This is a genomic window from Pseudomonas sp. SDO5271_S396, assembly GCF_054071795.1.
In genome coordinates, this window is record NZ_JBSVWB010000065.1 from 1 (window position 1) to 20836 (window position 20836).

Genomic DNA, 20836 nt, shown 5'->3' on the forward strand with positions numbered 1-20836 from the left:
ACTACAACCGGCATCGCTACTACAATCCGGATCTGGGACGCTACCTGACGCCGGACCCGGTGAAGTTGGCGGGTGGGATCAATGCCTACCGGTACGTGCCGAATCCTACGGGGTGGGTGGATCCGCTGGGGTTAAGTAATTGTCCTGGGGGAAATGGATGTAAGCCGGAAGATGGAGTTGATAGTCCTGCTGAAAAAGCAAATGCTCATACAAACCAACCGTCCGCCCCAGACGCCTACCGATACCCAACCGATTTTGGATCTGAAGAAAAGCTCGATACTCACTATAAAAAACATGGAGCAGAATTCAAGTCAAAAGACAGTCACGAATACCTACTCACAGCACGTCATGTGGTAGATAAAGGGATTCATGTCTACTACTCTTACAAGGGCACACCCAGATCAGGCTATGTCTTGCTCTTAGGCACAAACAGATCAGGACATGCAAAATTTGCTTTTGTAGGGACGAATCAGAGCAATCAAATTACAACCCTTCACACTAAGAGCGGAAAAGAATTTTGGAGATCAATCAATGGCGACGCCACTGACAAAACCATCAGACCTCACACCGAGTAACGTCAAAAAAGCACAGGTACTATCAACCAACGAGCTGATTGAGGAAGAAGTAACACTGCTTATTGATAAAACTATCGTAACGTGCTTCACCACCCACTGCCCTTATAAAATAGAACAAGGAAGTTTTTATGACATTGAAATAAGCTTAAACCTATCCGACAATTATGAAGTTCAGAAAATCTGCCCAACCAAAATATTAGCTGAGCAAGTCGACAATAGTTTTTCTTACATTCTTTATGGAATACTGAACAATGATCTATTCGAGACCTTCACACCGCTTAACGATGAAGGCATCCATTATGAGCACCCCGACCTCAACGGACACTTTATAAAGGTATCCATCGAAAGAATTGACGTGGCATTTTTATAATGCAAAGCCTACAAACAAAACCTCACAGCAAGAACTTGTCATCGACGGCGTAACCTGTGACTGCACGGAATTGCTGCAGCGTTTATATATCGGAAATAGGTGTCGTCTTTGATTACATCCGGACGAAAGGGTTGATGGTTTCGATCCTTGGAGACTTTATCTGTCAGCCACTTACCCCCACGCCACCACCAACAACCCCGCCCCCAACACCAAACACAACGGCGAATAAAAATACGTATCCAACTTCGCAAACCTGGACCCACTCACCTTCTTGAAAAACCCCACCAACTCCGAATCCCCAATCGCCCTGGCAAACATGATCACGGCTATCGTGCTGATCCCCCATTGCAGCGCGCCATGGGACACCGGCGAAAAATATAGTCCGGCGCGCAGGCAGACGAGCAGCGCAATCGCCACCAGCCCCATTGCGACAAGGAAGGTGCCCAAGGCCGAAGGCTTGAACGCTGGCCGTGGTCCCCGGGCGAATTCGCCGGGTAATTGGGGGATGGCGGCGAGGCTGCCGAGTTTGCCGCCGGCGGCCCAGTACAGGTGCACCATGCTGATACAGGCGAAGATTCCGACGACCCACCGCGCGACGACAAAGCTCATGGCTGGCTCTCTCCCTGGAAAAGTCCGAAAGAGGATAGTCGCCCGGTAATTTTTTGCAGGCATTTCGTCGGCAGCTGATGGTAAAGTGCCGCCCCATGAAAATCGTCCGTTCCGATCGCTCGCTCATTGCCTGGATGCTCTATTGCTGCGTCCTGTTCAATGTGTTCGCCTGCAGCATCGGTCACGGGCAGATGATGGGGATGCAGCTCAATGGCATCGGTGGCCAGTTCTGTACGGTCGACCCGCGCACCCAGGCGCCCATACAAAAGAACTCCACTGATGAGACCCTGCCGACGCTGTCCAAGGCGTTCGGCTGCCCATTGTGTTCCACCGGAGGCATGGGTCCGGCGCTCAACTCCAGCCTGAATGTGGCGGTGTTGCCACAACCCCATGCGCCGCCACCGGCAGTTGTACTGGCCGCAGATATTCCCGCCCGCTTCATCTGGCCTGCCGCTCACCCGCGTGCGCCGCCCGCCTACGCCTGATACCTGAGCTTTTCGATCTGCACTGACCGTCATCCCTATCGAGGATCCGTTCGGCTGTGCGTTGTTTTCAAGCCAAGTTCTTCAGGATTCAACCATGAAACATCTACCCCTGTTGGCAGGCCTGTTCGGCTGCCTGCCTGTTTGCGCGTGGGCCCTCGAACTGGCGCCGACCACCATCGATGGCGAACAGACCGCCGAGCCCGGCCTGACCCTGGATCAATCCAGCGGCGTCGCATCGCGGCTGGGTTTGAGCGTGCGCGAGACACCCGCTTCGGTGGCCATCGCCAATCGCAACGACATCGAGCGCCACGGCGCCAAGACCTTTCGCGACGCGGCCAATACCCTGCCCGGCGTGAATGCCAGCGCGCCGCCGGGCTTTGGCGGGTTTGTCTCTTATCGCGGTTTCACCAGCAGCCAGATCACCCAGATGTTCAACGGCATCAACGTCGCGACCGGCCTGGCCCGGCCGGTGGATGCGTGGATCTACGACCGGGTGGAACTGGTAGGCGGCCCCTCCTCCCTCATCAATGGCGCCGGCTCGGTGGGCGGTTCGCTCAATTACGTGACCAAACTGGCCACCCGTGAAGAACAGGCCGCCGAGGGTCAGCTCACCTATGGCAGCTACGACACCGCCGGCATGGCGTTCGGCGTCAATCACGCCCTGACCGAGCCGGGTGCTGAGGTTCAGCATTACGCGCGCCTGGATGTCAGCCGCAACACCAACCACAGCTATATCGACCGCGACCAGCGCGACGCCTGGAGCCTGGCCTTTTCCCTGCTCAGCGACCTCACCCCCAACCTGTCCCACACCCTGGCGCTGGAATATCAGGACGAACATGAAGACAGCCCCTACTGGGGCACGCCGGTGCTCAACCCCAAGGTCGGCGAGCTGAAGATCGACAAACACAACCGCTTCAACAACTACAACGTGGCCGACGGTCGTTATGAACAGCGCACGATCTGGGCGCGCTCGATCATCGATTACCGGATCAACGACAGCACCACCCTGAAAAACACCCTTTACCACCTGGATAGCCAGCGCGATTACCGCAACCTCGAGACGTATCAATACAACGCCAACAACAGCGCGGTGAACCGCTCGACCGCCTACCAGGTGCGTCATCAGGGCGAGCAGAATGGCAACCAGTTTGAAATTCGCCATGACGACCGCCTGTTCGGCCTGTCGACCACCTGGTCCGGCGGCTTCGAATACAAGGTCAACAGCACCACCAACCACCCGCTGAACGTACCGGGCAACAGCACCGTGGACCCGAACAACTATGACCCGGGGCACTTCTATGACATCCCGGGCACAAAACCCGGGTTTATCAAGGACAAGACCAACCAGGTCACCACCCGTGCGTTGTTCGTGGAAAACCGCCTGGGCCTCACCGATAAACTCTCGTTGCTGACGGGTTTGCGCTATGACGCCATCGACCTGGATGTGACCAACCACCGCACCGTGACTGCCACCAACCCACGGCACTTCACCCGCCGTTGGGAGCCGGTGACCGGCCGCGTGGGCCTGACTTACCAGTTCATTCCCTCGGCCAATGTCTACGTGCAATACAGCACTGCCGCGGAACAACCGAACACGACCACCCAGGTGTTCGACGTGTCGACCGGCAAACAATGGGAAGTCGGCAGCAAGTTCGATTACCTGGAAGGCCGTGGCTCGGCCACCGTCGCCGCTTATAAAATCGAGCGCAAGGACTTTGCCGTCACCGACCCGTTGGACCCGACCAACAGCATCCCGGTGGGCGCGCAGTCGTCCAGGGGCATCGAACTGGCCAGCTCGTTTCGCATCACCCCACGGCTGTTGGCGGAAGGCAACTTCGCCTGGGTAGACGCCGAATACGATGAGTTCAACGAGAAAATCGCCAGCGGCGCCGTGGTGTCACGCAAAGGCAACACGCCCACCAACGTGCCCAAGCGCGTCGGCAATCTGTGGTTGACCTATGACTTCAGTGAAGACTGGCAAGGCGGCGTGGACGCGCGCTATGTAGCAGAGGTGTATGCGGATAACGCCAACACCCAGACGGTGCCGGCCTACACGCTGTTCGGCACCTTCCTGCGCTACAAGGTGGACTCGCACACGTCGGTGACCGGTCGGGTGCGCAACCTGACCAACGAGGTGTATGCGGAGTTTGCCCATGTGTCGCCGGCTTACTACCTGGGGTCGCCGAGGACCTTTGAGCTGGCGGTGCAAACCAGGTTCTGATGTGGATGTGGGAGCTGGCTTGCCAGCTCCCACAATTTCATTTTCACCTGGTAGTTGAATCCGAGATTATTTCAGGCTCGCTTGAACCTTCTGCGCCACATCATCGGTCAACCACGCCGTCCAGACTTCGGGATGCTCCTTCAGGAACGCCAGGGCAACGTCCCGAGGTGGCGTGTGATTCTCGCTCATGGTGGCCAGGGCTTTGTTCAGCGGTTCGATAGGGAACTCGACCTTCTCGAAGAACTGCGCGATTTGCGGGTATTGCTTCTGGAACGGCGTGGACACACCGATGCTCAACCTGGATGCCAGCGAACGGGTTGGCTTGGGATCGGGGTTGTCTGCATCGGTCAGCGTCTTCCAGGCCTCGGCATCGAATGCCGGCTCTTCCAACTGGATCAACTTGAAGCGGCCCATCAACGGCGTCGGCGACCAGTAGTAGAACAGCACCGGCTTGCCTCGGCGGATCGATGAAGCGATCTCGGCATCCAGTGCCGCGCCCGAGCCACTGCGGAAATTCACAAAACTGTCGTCCAGACCGTAGGCCTTGAGCTTCTGTTTATTGACCACTTCCGAGGTCCAGCCGATAGGGCTGTTAAGGAAGCGCCCCTTGTCGGGAGATTCGGGGTCCTTGAACACGTCCTTGTAACGAGCCAGGTCCTTGACGCTTTTCAGCTCCGGTGCGAGGGGCTTGATGCCTTTGGCCGGATCGCCCTTGACCACGTACTCCGGCACCCACCAACCTTCGGTGGCGCCTTTGACGGTATCGCCCAGGCCCGCCACCTTGCCTTCGGCCTCGGCCTTGACCCACACCGGGCTTCTGCCGGCCCATTCCTCGCCGATCACCTGAATATCGTTCTTCGCCAAGGCGGTTTCCAGGGTGATGGTCGTACCGGGCAACGTGTCGGTCGGCAGGCCATAACCCTTCTCGACAATGACCCGCAGCACTTCAGTGATCAGGCTGCCACTTTCCCAGTTCAGGTCGGCAAAGTGCACCGGCGCCTGGGTGGCCGACGCCGGCAGCGCAGCCATTGACATCCCCAGGGCTGTCAACCCGGCGGCCAAGAGTGTTCTCAATCCTTTCATGCCTCTGCACCTCGCGATATCGCAGCCAATAGCAGGCGGCTTTGCTGCTGATGCGCGAAGCCTCTGAATAGTTAAGTCAACTCAACTGTAGTAGAGGTTCCGGGAGAGACAGAATGTGCGGGATATTTGTGGGTTATTCGCTGGCCTTGAACGTTACCAGCTCACCCTTGCGCCATTTGGCGACCTTGCCGGTCACGGCCTTCAGGGTTTTGGTCAGGCCTTCCTGAAGTTGCTCGTTGGCAGCAAACACCAGCATCACGCCGTGGCCTTCCTTGAACACAATGCCCTGGCCCTCGGTAGAAGACACAAAGGCGTAATCGCCCAGGCCATACACCGTCAACTTGATCTCGCGAAACTTCAACTCGAACTTGCCGCCTTCGCGACTGGGCAATACCGCCGCGCGAAAGTGGTCGCCGACCTTGAGCTCCAGGCGCGGTTTGTCATCGACCACCATCGCCGCTTCGGTATCGATCTCGGCAATGTAGATGCCTTCCGGCGTCTGCTCAGTGATGTAGACGAAACGGGATTGAAACTGTTTGACCAACTTTGCGCGCAAATCACCCAGCACGAATAACGCGTGCATATCCAGATTACTGACTGCCAAGGAAACGCCCCCACCTCGAAAAGAGCGCCGTCCGCCAGAGCGGGCAGCACAAAAAAACGGCCGTTACGGCACGATCACACAACTCATTCATTGAAAAACTGAAGAATCTCCCCACTGCTGCGCTGTAAGACTAGTACAGGCGAGCTTGATGAACCTTGTGCAAGGTCATCAGGCATCACAGGAGATCACAGGTTCAACCACCCGAGAATACGGGCGGACCCACTTCAGAGAATAACCCAATTAAAAACGCAGTTTTCCGACACTCAATGTGCGGGCAGGGAACCGGGAGCCGACTACCCGCCACAATACTAAAACAGCAACCGGGGTTAAAACCACCGGAAACGCTGCTGGGGGATCAACAAGATCGATCGACAGGAGCAGGCCATGCAACGACCACTATACGACGCCATGTCTTCCCGCACTCGTTCATCATGCCGGGAAAAGCCTCAATACTACCGCCTGGACAGTCCCTTCGGGTGTCCGAATTCGGTTCTTTATCAGGTGGTGCCCGCCGGCAAGAACTTCTTTCATATCCTGGAGGTGAACAGCGGTCGCATCAAAGGCTTTCGCAGTGACCATATTCAGGCCTGCGAACTGGCGAAAGAACTCGAAGCTACCCTGCAAGCGTCCTACGGCGCAAGGGTCGCGCCACCCGGATGATGGATATCCGATCGAACTCCCCCGCATCACCGCCCTCCCATACATACCCTCACGACTTTTCCGGGAGCATGCTATGGACGCGCCACTACCAACCCTTGAAACCTTGTTCGAACAATTGGGCCTGGAATCATCTCCACAGGCCATCGACGCCTTCATTGTTGCGCATCCACTGGCGGACGCCGTCAAACTGATCGACGCGCCGTTCTGGACACCGCAACAAGCCGGGTTCCTCAAGGAAGAACTGCGCGAGGATGCCGACTGGGCCATGGCGGTGGATGAGCTGAACCAGCGCCTGCATCAACGCACTTGACCTCGTTCAGTGCACGCTGTCGGGCTGCTCCAGGCGCAACAGCGCTTGCCAGGCAGCCCGGCATTCTTCCGCTTCATCACGGCTGGCGAACGCGGTGCCACGCCGCTCGCCGTTAAGCAACACGACCCAACAGGCGCGCTGGCCCAACTCCCGCAGCGTGGAAGGGACACCGCTGCCAATCATCACCGCGACATCGACTTTGGTTTGCATGAAGGTTCTCCGCACCATTAGTTAGCCGACTAACAATGTTGGCCATGCTACGGTTTTCCTCCAGTTGGAAAAAGCTATCCACGGAATAGCTCCATTGCATAAACAGCAACAATGTTTAGCGCGATGCTTTCGCCCCTTCCGGTTTGTAGCCCAGACGCAACCCGCCCCAATGTCGCCCCTTGACCACGATCGGCACCGACAGATCGTGCATCAGTTCGCCCGTATCCCGGGTGTAGGTCTGCAACAACACCGCCTGTTGATGGCTGCCGCAGCGAATGCCGGTACGGTCGTCGAACTTGCGTTTGGTGCGGTTCTGCACCGCATCGAGCTGTGCATCGCCGGTCAGCGCCTGGGAGAACGCCTTGTTGTGCGTCGGTACATACCCCTGGGGCGTGCAGGCGATTGCAAAAACCAGCCCTTCGTGACGCGGCAACAACGCCTCCTGAATCGCCGGCAGGACCTGGTCGGTATAACCATCGAACCGCGTGTGGTACTTGCTCGGACTGGTGTTGGGGATCAGGGTATAACTGCGATCAAACAGATCATCCAGGCTGATGCGGCTCTGCTGGACGTCCGCCTCGAACTGCGCGGCAATGCGGTTGGCGCCTTCACGGGCCAGGTCATAGATGCGCTGGTGATAGTCATCCAGCCCCACCTCGGCCAGGCGTTCACTGATGATTTCGGCCTGCCCTTCCATCTGCACGGCGGCGTCGGCCAACTGGCGGGTTTGCTGATCGCTCACCGTCAGATCGCTGCGCATCTGCTCCACCGCATGAAACAGGCTATCGAGCTGGGTGCGGTTGGTGTCGGCGCCCTGGGCAATTTCGTTGACCTGGCCTTCCACATCCGCCGCCAGGCTGGCGATGCTCTCCAATTGCTCGCCGGCATGCTCCACCTGCTCGACACCGGTGTGCAAATCCGCTGACAACTGACGAATCTGCTCCACCACTTGGGCGGTACGCTGCTGGATATCCGCCACCATCACGCCGACCTCATCGGTGGCCGTTGCGGTACGTCCGGCCAGCCCGCGGACCTCATCGGCCACCACCGCGAAACCTCGCCCGTGTTCCCCCGCCCGCGCCGCTTCGATGGCCGCGTTCAGCGCCAACAGGTTGGTCTGGCTGGCGATCGACTGGATCACCAGGGTCACCCGCTGGATTTCTTCGCTGCGCTGGCTCAAGGCTTCGATCAGTTCCCGGCTGGCGTTCGCGCGCTGGCTGAGCTGGTGCATTCGGCTGATCGACAGGGCCAGCACTTCACGCCCTTCGGTGCTGCGCTGATGGGCCTGGCTCGCCGCCCCCAGCGCCTGCCGGCTGAGCTCGGAAGTGATCTTCTCCGTACCGATCATGACTTCGGCACTGCTGACAATCTGCCTGGCCGCCCCCAGTTGCGACTGCACCCGCGCTGCCAGTTGTTTGACCGAATAGGCCACGCCGGCCGCAGACAAAGCGTTGTGGCTGGTGGTATGGGACAAATCGCGGGTCAGGTCGCCAATGGCGTCGCCGGCACCGGTCGACACGGCACCCGGTGTACGGTTTTTGAGGGAGGGTAGCCAGATCACCAGCAAGGCCAGTGGCAGGCACAGGTAAATCGGCAGGCCGGCAAACGCCAGTCCGAGCAGGACCAACACCAGGGCGGTGCTCTGCAGGAGTGGCGTGAGCCAGCCGGGCAACCCGCGCGCCACCGTCTGTGGTGGCACCGCTGCGCCCATCAGAGATCCGTCTCCAGCCATCGTCGTTACCCCACTGCTTGTCGTTATTGTTCCGGCATTAAACGCCACTCTTTCGCCATTATCCATGGGCCTTTAGTGGGGTAGCGTGCAACAGATCAATAAACGGGGGTGTAACGGGCATGTTCTCCGGGGAGCCGTCTGCGGCCTCCCCGGCTTCACCGCATCAGGCTTGACGCTGGTGCTTGTCGATCTGCTCGTGGCGCTCTTGCGCTTCGATGCAGTACCGGGTGGTCGGGCTGATCAGCAGGCGCTTGAGGCCGATAGGCTCGCCGCTGTCGTCGCACCAGCCAAAGGAATCTTCCTTGATGCGCTCCAGGGCGCGCTCAAGCTGCGGCAGCATACGCTGGTCGCGGTCGATAGCGTTGACCAGCCAGGTGCGCTCTTCTTCCACGGAAGCAGCGTCAGCCGGGTCGGCCGGGGTGTCCAGGCTTTCAATGGCGATACGGTTCTGTTCAATGCGCTCGTGGTGTTCCACTTTCATGTCTTGCAGCAATTGCTCGAAAAAAGCGTGCTGTTCGGCATTCATGTAGTCATCCGCCGGCATGGCCAGCAACTTTTCCTTTGTCATTGATTTCTCTATAAAAAATACGTGCATTAAGGCGAATAAGGGAGCGTTCCGGTCGACCCTTGCAGGTCTCGGAAAGGCGCCATCCATTCCAAGCGCCACCCGGCACTCAATTTACGAGGGGCGGCAGTCTAAGGCCGACTTGAGGGCGCAGCAACTGAAAAGACAGGCATTTTTTCCGAGATAACCCCCAAAAGCACCAGGACGGGCTCGGCGAATGGTCATCGGAGTGCGTTTATAGCAAGAAATTCGGGGTTGTGGAGCTAAATGCAAGACGAATGGTTAATTCGCTGCCAGCAATACGTACCGCCAGCCCCTCAGTGAAAGGGCATTAGCTATGGGGCATCAACCACGAAAAGGATATCGTATGCCCCTCTATCGTCCCCCTTCACCGGCCGGCGAACCGCTCGCCGGTGCGGTCAATGCTCAGTTTGCCTCGCGACCGACGCTGGAGTTCGTCACCCGACAATTGCTGACCCACCTGATAACCCGGATTCATCCGTCATTGTCCATCGACCTGGCCCGCACCCGATTGCTGGTCCCAACCTCACGCGGAGGCCGCAGCCGGCAATCGCTGATGGGCCTGGTACTCGACCTGCTCGCCAACGGCACCCCGCTGGACTTCAGTGATCGACACGGCAAAAGCTGTCAGCTCAGCGACGATCCCCCCACCCCCCTGACACTGGCAGACGCCCAGCCACTGGACATGCAAGCGATCCAGTCGGCGATAGAAACCCTGCCTGAGACGCTGCCTACCGCCCTGCAAAATGCCCTCGCCGCCTATTGGAGCGCCTCCGGCGACAGCGGCGTCTCACGCTGGCACTGGCTCAGCGAGGCCATGCGGGACACATTGCGCATGTTGCTAATTCAAACGAATGACCTCATGCCGCTGGAGCGCGACATGCTCGAGCAACTGGTCGAGTGCCCCGACCGCGACCAGCGCATCGCACGCTACGGAGAAGCCGTCGTCCACGCCTACTTCCCTATGGCGACCTTCACCGCCGGCAAGCGAACGCAGCAACGATTGGGACCCGACTTGATCCTGGTTCCCGTACACAAGGGCGAGCCACACATTTTATGGTGCTCGGTGGCGGGGAGTTACGAACGCTACTACACCATGGAGGCGGCCTTATCGGACTGGGCCCATACCCTGGAACAGGACACGGCGTTCGAACGCGTCACCACCCAACGCTACGAGCCGGACGGTCATCTGTTCGAGGCTCAATCGGCGATTATCCTCAATCGCCAGTTGCAACAATTGCAGCAGTTGAAACTGGGCACGAAGGTCGGGCTTGAGGCGCTGCAAGGGATGTATCGGCACATCACTGATCCCCTCACAAGTTTTGAAAATACCGCGCTGTACAGCGCTCAAACGCTGACCACGCTACGCCGCGACCTACCCGACTGGCTGAACCGTGCCACCACCACCGAGCGCATGCAATATCGGTACTGCAGCCTGAAATTGGCCAGCGCCAAGAGACGCAGTGAAGGCGCAACCTTCCTCAGCGACCTGCCGGACATCCGCACGTACACCCGCACCGCCTTGCTCAACCAACTGCTGCGAGACGAACTGCACTTCGACAATATTCGCCCCGATCAGACACGTTCCGCGCAGTTCCAGCCCGATGACCTGCAATTGACCTTTCATGTCGCCGCCGGTTACCCGGGCGGCGCCGGCTATGTCGAAAACGTCCACATGAGCCTGACCGACCTGGCGATCAACAACCTGCAAGGCCGCCCCCGGGGCCTACTGACCGTTACCCACCGCAACAACCAGCCCCTGCCCGTATGGCTCACGCCCGACTATATCCAGGGCAGCACAGGCCTGATTCAACAGGTGAACATCGGCAAGTCCTACCCGGAAATGCTCAAGGCCCGACTGCTGGACGACAGCGAAGAAGCACGCCAGCGCGAGCGTCAGTTCGGCGAACAAACCGTTGCCCACCTACCGCTGCTGGCGCTGGAATCCAGCCTCAGACAGCTCAACGGCTTCACCGTCCAGGGCGCGGCCCATGTCGCGGCGCTGATGGGGCGTCAGGCGGATGAACGCCAAGTGAGTGGCCAGGCCATCGTCATCCGTCAACTGGCTCTGCTGCGCAAGCCCGCTGCCGTGGCGGACAGGGTCACCAACATGTACATCATCGAACCCGAGAACCCCGCGATCGGCCCCGCGATTCTGTACCGTCCACTCTACGCCGACACTTTGCTGCAATTCCCCAGCCGTGCCGACTTGATGAACGCCATCGCCGCACCGGGCGAGCTGCAAACCAGTGTGCTGACCTGGCTCTCCGACGGTGCACGGCCTATCTATGACAATGGAGGATTTGCGCAGCCGCACTACGTCAGGTTCGGCGCCGGCAGCGAGTTCGACCTGCCTGAAATTCCCGCACCGGCCACCCTCGCCGAGACCGGCGCAAACGATGAGTTGCTGCAGTTCCTGGCCAACGGCCACCTGATGCAATACCTCTACGGCGCCAACGCCCGGGCCCTGGTCGACCAGGCCGAGCGCGAATCGGTGTCCAATGCCGAAAGCCGCTGGCGGGTTTTCCTGGAAGGCGCCGGGCTGTTGTTCAGCACCCTGCTATTGCCCCTGATGCGCGGGCCACTCATGTTGACCGGCTGGTTGTTCAGCCTGCTGACCAGCGCCAACCGGGATATCCCTGCGCTCAACAGCCCGGATCCGATCACCCGGGAACTGGCCTGGGCCGATTTGCTGCTGAACGTCGGCATGCTGATGTTCGAACTGGTCCCCACCCCCGTAACACCCAAACGCAGTTGGCCGGACGACGCCAAGTGGCAGATCCTGCCATCGCCACTGGAGCGGCTAGATCACGGGCAATGGCCCCCCTCCGCACCCGCCGTTATTGAACAGGGCAGCGTGATGGTGGGCGGAGGCGCTTCGGGATTGGCCAATACCGTTTTCGACTTCAGTTTTGCCAGCGCCCGCCAGCGACTGAGCGCCGACCAACAGCAACGCCTGGCGCTGCTCCAGGTGCCCAGGCCCGACGTACTGCCGACACCGGTCGCCGATGGCCCTCGCCGAGGCCTTTACCTCCATCTGCGCGATTGGTACGCGCTGATTGACACACGCTGGTACCAGGTACGCCTGGAGGGTGACAGCGTGGTGATCGTCGATCCCTTCAACACCCAGCTTCATGGTCCCTACTTGAAATCGGACGGCCAGGGCAACTGGACACTCGACTTGCAACTGCGCCTGCGCGGCGGCATGCCGCCCAAGCGCATCGCCGCCGCGCGCGAGCGCAAAGCCCTGCGTAAACAGCAACTGGGCGAAGAACAGACGCGGTTCACCCACAGTCCCCAGGTCATGCAGCAAGGCCGGCTGGTCACCCTCAAAAGCCCGCAGCAACTGTTGCAAGACAAGGTGGACATGGCACAGGAGCTGATGAACCGCGCCGCCACCGACGCCAAGTACAGCGACGCCGCCCGCGCCAACACACGCAAGAACTTCGACAGCGCACTCCATGAACAGATGGACGTCTTCGCAAGCTTTCTCGATAGCCGCCAGGAGCGCAGCGAGCTGGGCATGCCCATGCCTGCCAGCGTCGCCGCCATATTCCTTGAAAATACCGTGAACAACGCGCGCAAGTCCGTGGTGGTCGCCGACATGGACCGCCAGGTACTGTACGCCGCGCACCCCTTGCTGAACGCACCCTACGAACAGGCACTGCCCTCCATCCTCCTCGACCCGGCGCGTTATGCGCAGTTTCTCAAGGACCTGAGTCAGATCAACGAGCGCCAGATCAACGCACTGGAGCGCACCGACCGCTCCCTGCTGGAGCTGTTCAACCTCGGTCAGCCCGGCCTCGAAGCCTACAACCGCCTGACCCAGGGACGTCCCGACGAACTCAGTGCCCTCTCGCTGAAATATTCACAGTTGATGAACCTCAAGTACTTGAGCAAAAAGCACTGGCAAGCCGGCTTGTTCGATAATGACCTGGACCTGAACCTCGAACCCCTGGCCCCGCACGTACGCACCCACAGCGAGCTCAACACCCTCAACCTCGACACCGCCGACCGCCTGGTGGTACTCGACAGCCTGTTCCAGCACTATGCCCAGGCCCTGGATGCCTTGCAGGGCATTGCAATCGTCCATGCCGAGGGCTTGGACATGGAATACTTCAGACCGCTGCAAGCGCTGGTGAACGCGTTGTACCAAGACGTGGTGCAACAATTGGCCGCCGAGGTCAAACCGCTCGCCGAAACGCCTGAGCGTCCTCCCAAACGCGCCCCGAATGCTCCCGGCAGAATCCAGAAAAAAGTCATCAGGACCCGCAAACAAGGCGTCCTGATCGGTAATATCAAGCCCGCCGACACTGCACTGGCGATCGACACGGTGGAGGTGCGCTCGGAACAGACCGACCAATTGCTGGCCACATACTCGCAGCACGAAAGTGGCTGGGACGAAGTCGAGTTCCAGCGCCGTCCTTCTGCACCGGAACCTGCGCCGAACACCCGTGCGCTGAACGTCGTCAAAGGCGATGCGCGCAAGCGACTCAAGACCGTAGAGCCAACGCTCAAGCGCCAGGAAGGTTATGCGCAAGTCTCGCGCTACCCCGTAGAAATACAGGAGAGCCTGGATGCAGAAGCGAAACGCTTCGATAGCCTGGCGGCCGAGCTGGATCGCGCGATTGCCGCACAGCCTGAAGACCTGCAACTGGCCGACGACCGCAGCCTTTCCAACGCTCTGCGGGCGGCCATGGCCAGGCTCACCGCCAAGGGCCACGAGTTACGCCTGCAACGCACCCTGGCCCTGCCCCCCACCGACAGCCACCTGACGTACCTGCTCGAACAGCACCACGCCAAACTGGGCAGCCTCGGCCCGCGCCTGGCGATGCGCGGTGAACGCGCGGATTTCATCAAGGAGTACAGCGTGATCGATCCTCAGGGGAACGTGCTGTGGTACGCGCACTTTCATTACCCCAAGCTGGACACGCCAAAGCCCGACTACAGCGTGGCCCACCTGAAAACCCAGCAGCAACGCACCGACAGCTACTATTCGCTGCTGGCCAAGGCGCAGAACCCGCAAAGCGTGGTGGATGTGCATCGCGGAGCAATCAGTCGGGAACTGGCTGAGAAATGGTTTCTGCCACTGCGGCCTTGAATGAACAAGGCCCAACGCCAATCCTGTAGTGAGCAGGCTTGGCGAATCGTCGCACCGCCTGCGCTGGGGCGCAAAGCGGCCCTTAAACCAGCCACCGCGTTTCTGTCTGAAAATTTGCGGTGGCCTGGTTGGGGCTGCTACGCAGCCCGGCGCAGGACGAGCCTGCTCACTACAAGACCGCATTCAGCGCTTGAGCTTGCGCTTGTTGCGGTACTGGTCGATCACCACCGCCACCACGATGATCAGGCCCTTGATGATGTCCTGGATATACGCGTCCACCCCGACAAAGGTGAACCCGCTGGCCATCACCCCAAGGATCAGTGCGCCAATCACCGTGCCGGTAATGCGCCCTACCCCGCCCGCCAGGCTGGTGCCGCCGATCACGGCCGCCGCAATCGCATCCAGCTCATAGGACATGCCCATGCCAGCCTGCCCGGTCGCGGCTCGGGCCGAGGCCACCACGCCGGCCAGGCCCGCCAGCAACCCGGCGATGCTGTACACAATGATCAGGTGGCGCTTGACGTTGATGCCCGAGGTCCGCGCCGCTTGCATGTTGCCGCCGATGGCGTAGGTGTACTTGCCGTACTTGGTGTAGCGCAACGCGATATGGAAGATCACCGCCACCACCAAAAAGATGATAACCGGCATCGCGCCATGGCCGATGGCCGTGTACGAATCCGAGAGCATGCTCACCGGCTGGCCTTCGGTGTAGTAGCGCGCCAGGCCACGGGCCGAGACCATCATGCCCAGGGTGGCAATGAACGGCGGGATACCCGTGACGGCAATGATGCTGCCGTTGATTGCCCCGGCCAACAGGCCCACGCCAAGTCCCATCGCCACCGGGATCCACACCGGCAGGTCGGTCAGGCTGGGGAACACCGCCCGGGAAAAATCGGAAGTCTGCGCCAGGCTGGCGGCGATCATCGCCGAAAGCGCCAGCACCGAACCGGACGACAAATCGATACCGGTGGTGATGATCACCTGCGTCACACCGATAGCCAGCAGACCAATGATCGATACTTGCAGGATCATCAGCACCAGGCGCTGGGAGTTCAGCAGAAAACTCTGGTCGCGCACGATCCAGCCGAACAGTTCAAACACCAGGCCGATGCCGATCAGCACCAGGAAGATGCTCAACTCGGTGGGCATGCGCCGACGCTGCTTGAACGGGGCCGTGGCAGGCTTGTTGTCTGTTATTGCGTTCATAACCAATCACCTTCTTATTCTGTAGTCAGTGGACCGCGGTCATACCGGACGCCAGCTGCATGACTTTTTCCTGCGTCGCCTCGCTGCGGTCCAGGGTGCCCATCAGTTCGCCCTCGTGCATCACCATCACGCGGTCGCTCATGCCCAGCACTTCGGGCAGCTCGGAAGAAATCATGATCACCGCCATGCCTTCGCTGGCAAGGAAGGCGATCAAACGGTAGATCTCGGCCTTGGCGCCAACGTCGATGCCCCGGGTCGGTTCATCGAGGATCAACAGCCGTGGATTGGTCATCAGCCAGCGCGCCAACAACGCTTTCTGCTGATTGCCGCCGGACAAGGTATCGATGCATTGCTCAAGGGACGGCGTCTTCACCCGCAACTTCTTGCACATGTCTTCGCACAGCGCACGCAGAGCTTTCTGCTGGATGAAGCCATTGCCCGAATAATGCGGCAACACCGCCATCTCCATGTTCTCCAGCACCGACAAGCACGGGAACAGACCGCTGAGCTTGCGGTCCTCGGTCAGCAGCGCAAAGCCTTTTTCGATCGCCATATGCGGATCGGTAATGCGCACCGGTTTGCCGTCGAGGGCGATCTGGCCGCCGTCGCTTGGGGTGATGCCGAAAATCGTCTCTGCCACGTTGGTCCGTCCCGACCCCATCAGCCCGGCGATCCCCAGAATCTCGCCGGCATGCAGGTCGAACGACACGTCCTTGAACACGCCATCCAGGCGCAGGTCGCGCACCGACAGCAACAGGTCGCCGATGGGCGTCTCGCGCACGGGGAACAACTGGCTCAGCTCACGCCCCACCATCATCGAAATCAGGCTGTCGCTGTTCATGCTGTCGGCGCGTTGCAGGCCGATGTAGCGGCCATCGCGGAACACCGCCACTTCATCGGCGATGGCGAACACTTCATTCATTTTGTGCGTGATGTAGACGATGCCTTTGCCCTGGGCCTTGAGGTCGGCAATGATCGAAAACAGGTGGGCGACTTCTTTTTCGGTAATGGCCGAGGTCGGCTCATCCATGATCAGAATGTCGGAGTCGTAGGACACCGCCTTGGCAATCTCGACCATTTGCCGCTCAGCGATGCTCAGGTTGCCCACATGCTCCTCGGGGTCCAGGTTGATGCGCAGGCGCGCCAGCAACTCGGCCGTGCAGCGGTGCATCTCGCGGTGGTTGACCATATGCAGGCTGTTGAGCTGTTCACGGCCAATCCAGATGTTCTCGGCGATGCTCATGTGCGGCATCAGGTTGAGTTCCTGGTGGATCATCGCGATCCCGGCCTTTTGTGCCGCCAACGGCGTTTCAAACACCGCCGACTTGCCGCGCAGGCGAATCTCGCCGCTATCGGGCTGGTAGATGCCGGCGATGATTTTCATCAGGGTCGACTTGCCCGCGCCATTCTCGCCCATCAGCGCCAGCACCGAGCCCGGGCGAACCCGCAATTGCACATCGTCCAGGGCCACGACGCCGGGGAAGCCTTTGCTGATGTTGACGATTTCCAACAGGTAGGGTTCTTGCGCCAGGAGAGGCTGGGTGCCCGGAGGTTGGGAAACAGAGGCTTGAGCGAGCATAGAAAGGTACTCCAGCGGCAAGGCGGCCATGACCGCCCTGCCGGCTTATTGTTGTTATTTGAAGTCTTTGACGTTTTCAGGGGTGATCAGCTTGAACGGGATGACGATGTTCTGTTCGATCGTCTGGTTCTTCGCCATCTGACGGGCAGCGTCCACCGAGCCGACCGCCTGGCCTTTGGCGTCCTGGAACACCGATACCGCCATTTCGCCCTTGGAGATGGCATTCAAACCGTCAGCCGTGCCATCGACACCGGCGATCAATACGCTACCCGGCTTGGTACCCGCCGATTTGAGGGCCATGGCCGCGCCAATCGCCATTTCATCGTTGTTCGACAGCACGGCATTGAACTCGCGGCCCTGGGTCAGCCAGTCGTTGACCAGGGTCATGCCCTTGTCGCGCAACCAGGCGCCCGTCTGTTCCTGCACAATTTTGATGTCCGGGTACTTGGCCAGCACTTCCTTGATGCCCTTGGTGCGGTTGGTGGTGGAGTTGTTCGCCAGGTCACCCAGCAGGATCACAACGCTGCCTTTGCCGCCGAGCTTATCGGCGATGTACTGCATTTGCAGCCGGCCGGCCTCTTCATCGTCGGAGGTCACGGCCGCCACGCCTTTGGGCAGATCTTTCTGGTCCGGGCGACGGTTGACGTACACCAGCGGAATGCCCGCCTCAGTCGCAGCCTTGCTGATCCGTGCCGTCGACGCCGTATCCACCGGGTTGACGATGATGGCGTCGACTTTCTGGCCGATGAAGTTCTCCACCTGGCTCAGTTGCTTCACGACGTCCGTGCGGGCGTCTTCGAATTGCAGTTGTACTCCATCGCCCTTGGGGAAGGTCTTGACGTGCTGGACCATGCCTTCACGTACGCCCGTCAAGTAGTTGTCATCGAACGAAGACATGCTCACGCCGATCTTCAGGTCGGCAGCCAGGGCAGAACCGCTGGCGAGCAACACGGACAAGGCCAGCGCGGTAAAACGGATCGGGGTCTTCATGAACGGTCTGTCTCCACTTTCTTGTTGGTTTTTTGGACGTTGCGTTTATCAGCGTTCAGCGTTCGGCAGGCAGCCGGACGACGGGCGCGCCCGGAATGCAGCACACCAGCGCGTCTTTGTTTTCGACGAAAAGCACATTGAGAAAGGAGAAGTAAAACGGCCGGGCGCGGGGCAGATCGCGTGGCGTGTGGGCAGGGCGTAAAACTCGCAGTACAGCGTTGAAGATTTTCATCTGACGGTACCTGGTTGTTTTTGATCTTGTTTTTGTCGAGTCGACCGAATCGGGTCCGGACCTACTTTATGCAACCTGGAAAAGACTGTATTGGAAAATAATTTCCATATCAACATTTTTTAGAATTTTATTCCATTTTCATGGAAAAGCCCTACAGCGCGTTCATTTCGATCACTTGCCCACGCTGCGCACTGAGGCGTGCAGCGTCCAATACACGGGTGGTTTGCAGTGCATCAGCGGCATCGACCGGCAATGGCCCCTGCCCGTGCACCGCGCTTTGCAACTGGCGATAGAACTGTGTCCAGCAGCCTTTTTCCGAGGGTACCCGCTCACGCTCCTCACCTTGTTCGAACCAGCCCCAACGTCGGTGTTCCTCGGCGCCCCAATGTTCACCTTCGGTTTTCGGCGATTTGCCGGCCATCAACGCCTCTTCCTGACCGTCCAGCCCGTCGACGGTGTAACAACCGCCGGTGCCGCTGACCCGAAAGCGCGGCGCCTGGCAGTTTTGCAAGGCATTGCCCGACAGGTGGGAAATCACCCCGTTGGCATGGGTCAGGGACATGAAGAAGCCGTGGTCCACCGTGGGATGTTCGGCGGTGTAATGCAATTGGGCGAATACGCGGTCCACCGGCCCGAACAGTTGCAGGGCCTGGTCCACCAGATGGCTGCCCAGGTCGCGTAGCCAGCCGCCACCGCTGGCATTGCCGACGGCTTGAGGGCTGTAGCGTTCCACCCGGGACTCAAAACGAGTGACGGTGCCCAAGGCACCCGCCGCGATGAGCTTGCGCAGGGTCAGGTAGTCCGAATCCCAGCGCCGGTTCTGGTACACGCTGAGCAACGAACCCTGGCGTTCGGCGGCGGTGATCAGGGCCTGGGCCTGTTCGGCATTGGCGGCAAAGGGCTTGTCGCTGACCACCGCCACACCGTGCTCGATGGCCTCCAGCACCAGGGCCGGACGGCCCTTGAGGGTGGTGGAAATCACCAGGGCGTCCACACCCGCCTCGACGATCTGGCCGATGGAATCGAACGCCATCACACCGGGAAAGTCCGTGGTCAATTGCAGGCGGCGCTCGGGGGAGCGCGTCACGACGCCCACAAACGTGGCGCCGGGCAGCGTTGCAATCAGCGGCGCATGAAAGAAGCGCCCTCCGTGGCCGTAGCCGACTAGTCCGATTCGCATGAATACCTACCTTCTTGAATTGGAAACCGGATCCACTGTGGGAGCTGGCTTGCCAGCTCCCACATTTTTGACCGAGTTTCTTCAGTGGTTTAACCGTAAAAACGCGGACGCTCCGGCAGACTCACCTTCACAATCTGCTCACTGCCCTGCGCCTCGATGCACGCATCCGCCGCCACTGCCGCCGCAAATCCGTCCCACGCCGACGGCCCGCCGACCTGGCCGGCGCGCACGCTGTCGATGAAGGCCTGCAACTCCACGTCATAGGCATCGATAAAGCGGTCCTTCCAGTCCATCAGAATCGCATTCGACAGTTTGGCGCCACTGCGCAATTGCACCTGGGACGGCTCCGGCAGCCTGGCGATACCGGTCTCCCCCACCACTTCGCACTGGATGTCATAGCCGTACTGGCAATTGACGAACACTTCCACATCGATGCGCGTGCCCTTGGCGGTTTCCAGCAGCACGATCTGCGGATCGCGCAGGTGGGCCAGGGCCTTGCTCGATTTGCGCGGGAATACCACCTGCACCGACACATAGTCGTCGTCGAGCAGCCAGCGCAACACATCCAGTTCGTGGATCAGGGTGTCGGTGATCGCCATGTCGGTCTTGTAGTTTTCGCCCACCGTCGGGTTGCGGTGCGCGCAATGCAGCATCAACGGTTCGCCGATCTGGCCGCTGTCGATCACTTTCTTGAGCGCGCGATAGCCTTCGTCATAGGGACGCATGAAACCCACTTGCACCAGGCGTTTGCCATGGGCGACCTCAGCATCGACGATGTTGCGACAGCCTGCGGCGGTGACCGCCAGGGGTTTTTCGCAGAACACCGGTTTGCCGGCGGCAATGGCGGCCAGCACGAACTCTTCGTGGCTCGGGCCCCAGGACGTCACCAGCACCGCTTCCACTTCAGGCGAACGGATCAGCGCATGGCCGTCGGCATACACCTCGGCGCCGATGTTCAGGTCGGCCACTACCTTGGCCGCCTGTTCCAGGTTGATATCGGTCACCGCCACCACCCGACTGTTGAGCAGGGTCTGGCTGCACCGGCGGATATGGTCCCGACCGATGGCGCCCGTACCAATCACTCCAAGCTTCAAAGACATACA

General features: G+C 59.8%; 19 protein-coding genes. 7 read left to right on the plus strand and 12 right to left on the minus strand.

Annotation, left to right across the window (positions count from 1 at the left end):
- Positions 1 to 575: RHS repeat-associated core domain-containing protein (locus tag ACW9IN_RS27540; RefSeq protein WP_457368823.1), on the plus strand; the 575-nt coding region annotated here is incomplete at its 5' end.
- The gene (locus ACW9IN_RS27545) at positions 532 to 945 is read left to right on the plus strand and encodes a hypothetical protein (RefSeq protein WP_457368824.1); all 414 of its coding nucleotides are present in this window, start codon (positions 532 to 534) and stop codon (positions 943 to 945) included. The genes ACW9IN_RS27540 and ACW9IN_RS27545, both read left to right, overlap by 44 nt.
- Positions 946 to 1116: 171 nt before the next feature.
- Here ACW9IN_RS27545 and ACW9IN_RS27550 read toward each other — a convergent pair whose 3' ends face one another.
- Complete coding sequence (locus ACW9IN_RS27550; protein WP_457368825.1) at positions 1117 to 1554, minus strand: DUF3995 domain-containing protein; 438 nt, start codon at positions 1552 to 1554, stop codon at positions 1117 to 1119.
- 95 nt (positions 1555 to 1649) lie between these two features.
- Between ACW9IN_RS27550 and ACW9IN_RS27555 the strand changes: the two genes are divergently transcribed.
- Together ACW9IN_RS27555 and ACW9IN_RS27560 are read left to right on the plus strand one after the other, a co-directional pair.
- Positions 1650 to 2039: a DUF2946 domain-containing protein gene (locus tag ACW9IN_RS27555; protein WP_457368826.1), complete on the plus strand. Its 390-nt coding sequence runs from the start codon at positions 1650 to 1652 to the stop codon at positions 2037 to 2039.
- 94 nt (positions 2040 to 2133) lie between these two features.
- Positions 2134 to 4260, plus strand: coding sequence for a TonB-dependent receptor (locus ACW9IN_RS27560; protein WP_457368827.1), 2127 nt, complete (start codon positions 2134 to 2136; stop codon positions 4258 to 4260).
- Between the two features lie 66 nt (positions 4261 to 4326).
- Here ACW9IN_RS27560 and ACW9IN_RS27565 read toward each other — a convergent pair whose 3' ends face one another.
- Positions 4327 to 5343: an ABC transporter substrate-binding protein gene (locus ACW9IN_RS27565; protein ID WP_457368828.1), complete on the minus strand. Its 1017-nt coding sequence runs from the start codon at positions 5341 to 5343 to the stop codon at positions 4327 to 4329.
- Between the two features lie 133 nt (positions 5344 to 5476).
- Positions 5477 to 5926: a hypothetical protein gene (locus ACW9IN_RS27570; protein ID WP_457368848.1), complete on the minus strand. Its 450-nt coding sequence runs from the start codon at positions 5924 to 5926 to the stop codon at positions 5477 to 5479.
- A gap of 405 nt (positions 5927 to 6331) precedes the next feature.
- Between ACW9IN_RS27570 and ACW9IN_RS27575 the strand changes: the two genes are divergently transcribed.
- Together ACW9IN_RS27575 and ACW9IN_RS27580 are read left to right on the plus strand one after the other, a co-directional pair.
- Positions 6332 to 6607 (plus strand): hypothetical protein, encoded by a 276-nt coding sequence (locus ACW9IN_RS27575; protein WP_457368829.1) that lies wholly within the window; start codon positions 6332 to 6334, stop codon positions 6605 to 6607.
- A 73-nt stretch (positions 6608 to 6680) separates the two neighbouring features.
- Positions 6681 to 6917 (plus strand): DUF2789 domain-containing protein, encoded by a 237-nt coding sequence (locus ACW9IN_RS27580; RefSeq protein ID WP_457368830.1) that lies wholly within the window; start codon positions 6681 to 6683, stop codon positions 6915 to 6917.
- A 6-nt stretch (positions 6918 to 6923) separates the two neighbouring features.
- Here ACW9IN_RS27580 and ACW9IN_RS27585 read toward each other — a convergent pair whose 3' ends face one another.
- The 3 genes from ACW9IN_RS27585 to ACW9IN_RS27595 all read right to left on the minus strand — a co-directional run bounded on the left by ACW9IN_RS27585 (position 6924) and on the right by ACW9IN_RS27595 (position 9427).
- The gene (locus ACW9IN_RS27585) at positions 6924 to 7127 is read right to left on the minus strand and encodes a hypothetical protein (RefSeq protein WP_457368831.1); all 204 of its coding nucleotides are present in this window, start codon (positions 7125 to 7127) and stop codon (positions 6924 to 6926) included.
- A 115-nt stretch (positions 7128 to 7242) separates the two neighbouring features.
- Positions 7243 to 8925, minus strand: a complete 1683-nt coding sequence (locus ACW9IN_RS27590; RefSeq protein WP_457368832.1) for a methyl-accepting chemotaxis protein — start codon at positions 8923 to 8925, stop codon at positions 7243 to 7245.
- A 97-nt stretch (positions 8926 to 9022) separates the two neighbouring features.
- Positions 9023 to 9427 (minus strand): TraR/DksA family transcriptional regulator, encoded by a 405-nt coding sequence (locus ACW9IN_RS27595; RefSeq protein WP_457368833.1) that lies wholly within the window; start codon positions 9425 to 9427, stop codon positions 9023 to 9025.
- Between the two features lie 364 nt (positions 9428 to 9791).
- Between ACW9IN_RS27595 and ACW9IN_RS27600 the strand changes: the two genes are divergently transcribed.
- On the plus strand, positions 9792 to 14546 hold the full coding sequence (locus tag ACW9IN_RS27600) for a hypothetical protein (RefSeq protein ID WP_457368834.1): 4755 nt from the start codon (positions 9792 to 9794) through the stop codon (positions 14544 to 14546).
- Between the two features lie 183 nt (positions 14547 to 14729).
- On the opposite strand, the gene ACW9IN_RS27605 is transcribed toward ACW9IN_RS27600, so the two are convergent.
- From ACW9IN_RS27605 to ACW9IN_RS27630, 6 genes are all read right to left on the minus strand, one after another.
- On the minus strand, positions 14730 to 15752 hold the full coding sequence (locus ACW9IN_RS27605; protein ID WP_457368835.1) for an ABC transporter permease: 1023 nt from the start codon (positions 15750 to 15752) through the stop codon (positions 14730 to 14732).
- A 25-nt stretch (positions 15753 to 15777) separates the two neighbouring features.
- Entirely contained in the window at positions 15778 to 17331 is a 1554-nt protein-coding gene (locus ACW9IN_RS27610; RefSeq protein WP_457368836.1) for a sugar ABC transporter ATP-binding protein, read from the minus strand.
- A gap of 54 nt (positions 17332 to 17385) precedes the next feature.
- Positions 17386 to 18321 carry a sugar ABC transporter substrate-binding protein gene (locus ACW9IN_RS27615; protein WP_457368837.1) on the minus strand — a complete coding sequence of 312 codons (936 nt, stop codon included), beginning with the start codon at positions 18319 to 18321 and terminating at the stop codon, positions 17386 to 17388.
- Positions 18322 to 18376: 55 nt separating this feature from the next.
- Positions 18377 to 18553: a hypothetical protein gene (locus ACW9IN_RS27620; RefSeq protein ID WP_457368838.1), complete on the minus strand. Its 177-nt coding sequence runs from the start codon at positions 18551 to 18553 to the stop codon at positions 18377 to 18379.
- Positions 18554 to 18704: 151 nt separating this feature from the next.
- Positions 18705 to 19733: a Gfo/Idh/MocA family protein gene (locus ACW9IN_RS27625; protein WP_457368839.1), complete on the minus strand. Its 1029-nt coding sequence runs from the start codon at positions 19731 to 19733 to the stop codon at positions 18705 to 18707.
- 89 nt (positions 19734 to 19822) lie between these two features.
- Complete coding sequence (locus ACW9IN_RS27630) at positions 19823 to 20833, minus strand: Gfo/Idh/MocA family protein (RefSeq protein ID WP_457368840.1); 1011 nt, start codon at positions 20831 to 20833, stop codon at positions 19823 to 19825.
- Positions 20834 to 20836 lie beyond the last annotated feature (3 nt).

Bases quoted from the DNA above. Each gene is read 5' to 3' on its own strand.
- ACW9IN_RS27600 (WP_457368834.1), top strand. From the start codon at position 9,792: ATGCCCCTCTATCGTCCCCCTTCACCGGCCGGCGAACCGCTCGCCGGT.
- ACW9IN_RS27580 (WP_457368830.1), top strand. From the start codon at position 6,681: ATGGACGCGCCACTACCAACCCTTGAAACCTTGTTCGAACAATTGGGC.
- ACW9IN_RS27575 (WP_457368829.1), top strand. From the start codon at position 6,332: ATGCAACGACCACTATACGACGCCATGTCTTCCCGCACTCGTTCATCA.
- ACW9IN_RS27610 (WP_457368836.1), bottom strand. From the start codon at position 17,331: ATGCTCGCTCAAGCCTCTGTTTCCCAACCTCCGGGCACCCAGCCTCTC.
- ACW9IN_RS27620 (WP_457368838.1), bottom strand. From the start codon at position 18,553: ATGAAAATCTTCAACGCTGTACTGCGAGTTTTACGCCCTGCCCACACG.
- ACW9IN_RS27585 (WP_457368831.1), bottom strand. From the start codon at position 7,127: ATGCAAACCAAAGTCGATGTCGCGGTGATGATTGGCAGCGGTGTCCCT.
- ACW9IN_RS27570 (WP_457368848.1), bottom strand. From the start codon at position 5,926: ATGCACGCGTTATTCGTGCTGGGTGATTTGCGCGCAAAGTTGGTCAAA.
- ACW9IN_RS27630 (WP_457368840.1), bottom strand. From the start codon at position 20,833: ATGTCTTTGAAGCTTGGAGTGATTGGTACGGGCGCCATCGGTCGGGAC.
- ACW9IN_RS27560 (WP_457368827.1), top strand. From the start codon at position 2,134: ATGAAACATCTACCCCTGTTGGCAGGCCTGTTCGGCTGCCTGCCTGTT.
- ACW9IN_RS27615 (WP_457368837.1), bottom strand. From the start codon at position 18,321: ATGAAGACCCCGATCCGTTTTACCGCGCTGGCCTTGTCCGTGTTGCTC.
- ACW9IN_RS27595 (WP_457368833.1), bottom strand. From the start codon at position 9,427: ATGACAAAGGAAAAGTTGCTGGCCATGCCGGCGGATGACTACATGAAT.
- ACW9IN_RS27550 (WP_457368825.1), bottom strand. From the start codon at position 1,554: ATGAGCTTTGTCGTCGCGCGGTGGGTCGTCGGAATCTTCGCCTGTATC.
- ACW9IN_RS27625 (WP_457368839.1), bottom strand. From the start codon at position 19,733: ATGCGAATCGGACTAGTCGGCTACGGCCACGGAGGGCGCTTCTTTCAT.
- ACW9IN_RS27555 (WP_457368826.1), top strand. From the start codon at position 1,650: ATGAAAATCGTCCGTTCCGATCGCTCGCTCATTGCCTGGATGCTCTAT.
- ACW9IN_RS27605 (WP_457368835.1), bottom strand. From the start codon at position 15,752: ATGAACGCAATAACAGACAACAAGCCTGCCACGGCCCCGTTCAAGCAG.
- ACW9IN_RS27545 (WP_457368824.1), top strand. From the start codon at position 532: ATGGCGACGCCACTGACAAAACCATCAGACCTCACACCGAGTAACGTC.
- ACW9IN_RS27565 (WP_457368828.1), bottom strand. From the start codon at position 5,343: ATGAAAGGATTGAGAACACTCTTGGCCGCCGGGTTGACAGCCCTGGGG.
- ACW9IN_RS27590 (WP_457368832.1), bottom strand. From the start codon at position 8,925: ATGGATAATGGCGAAAGAGTGGCGTTTAATGCCGGAACAATAACGACA.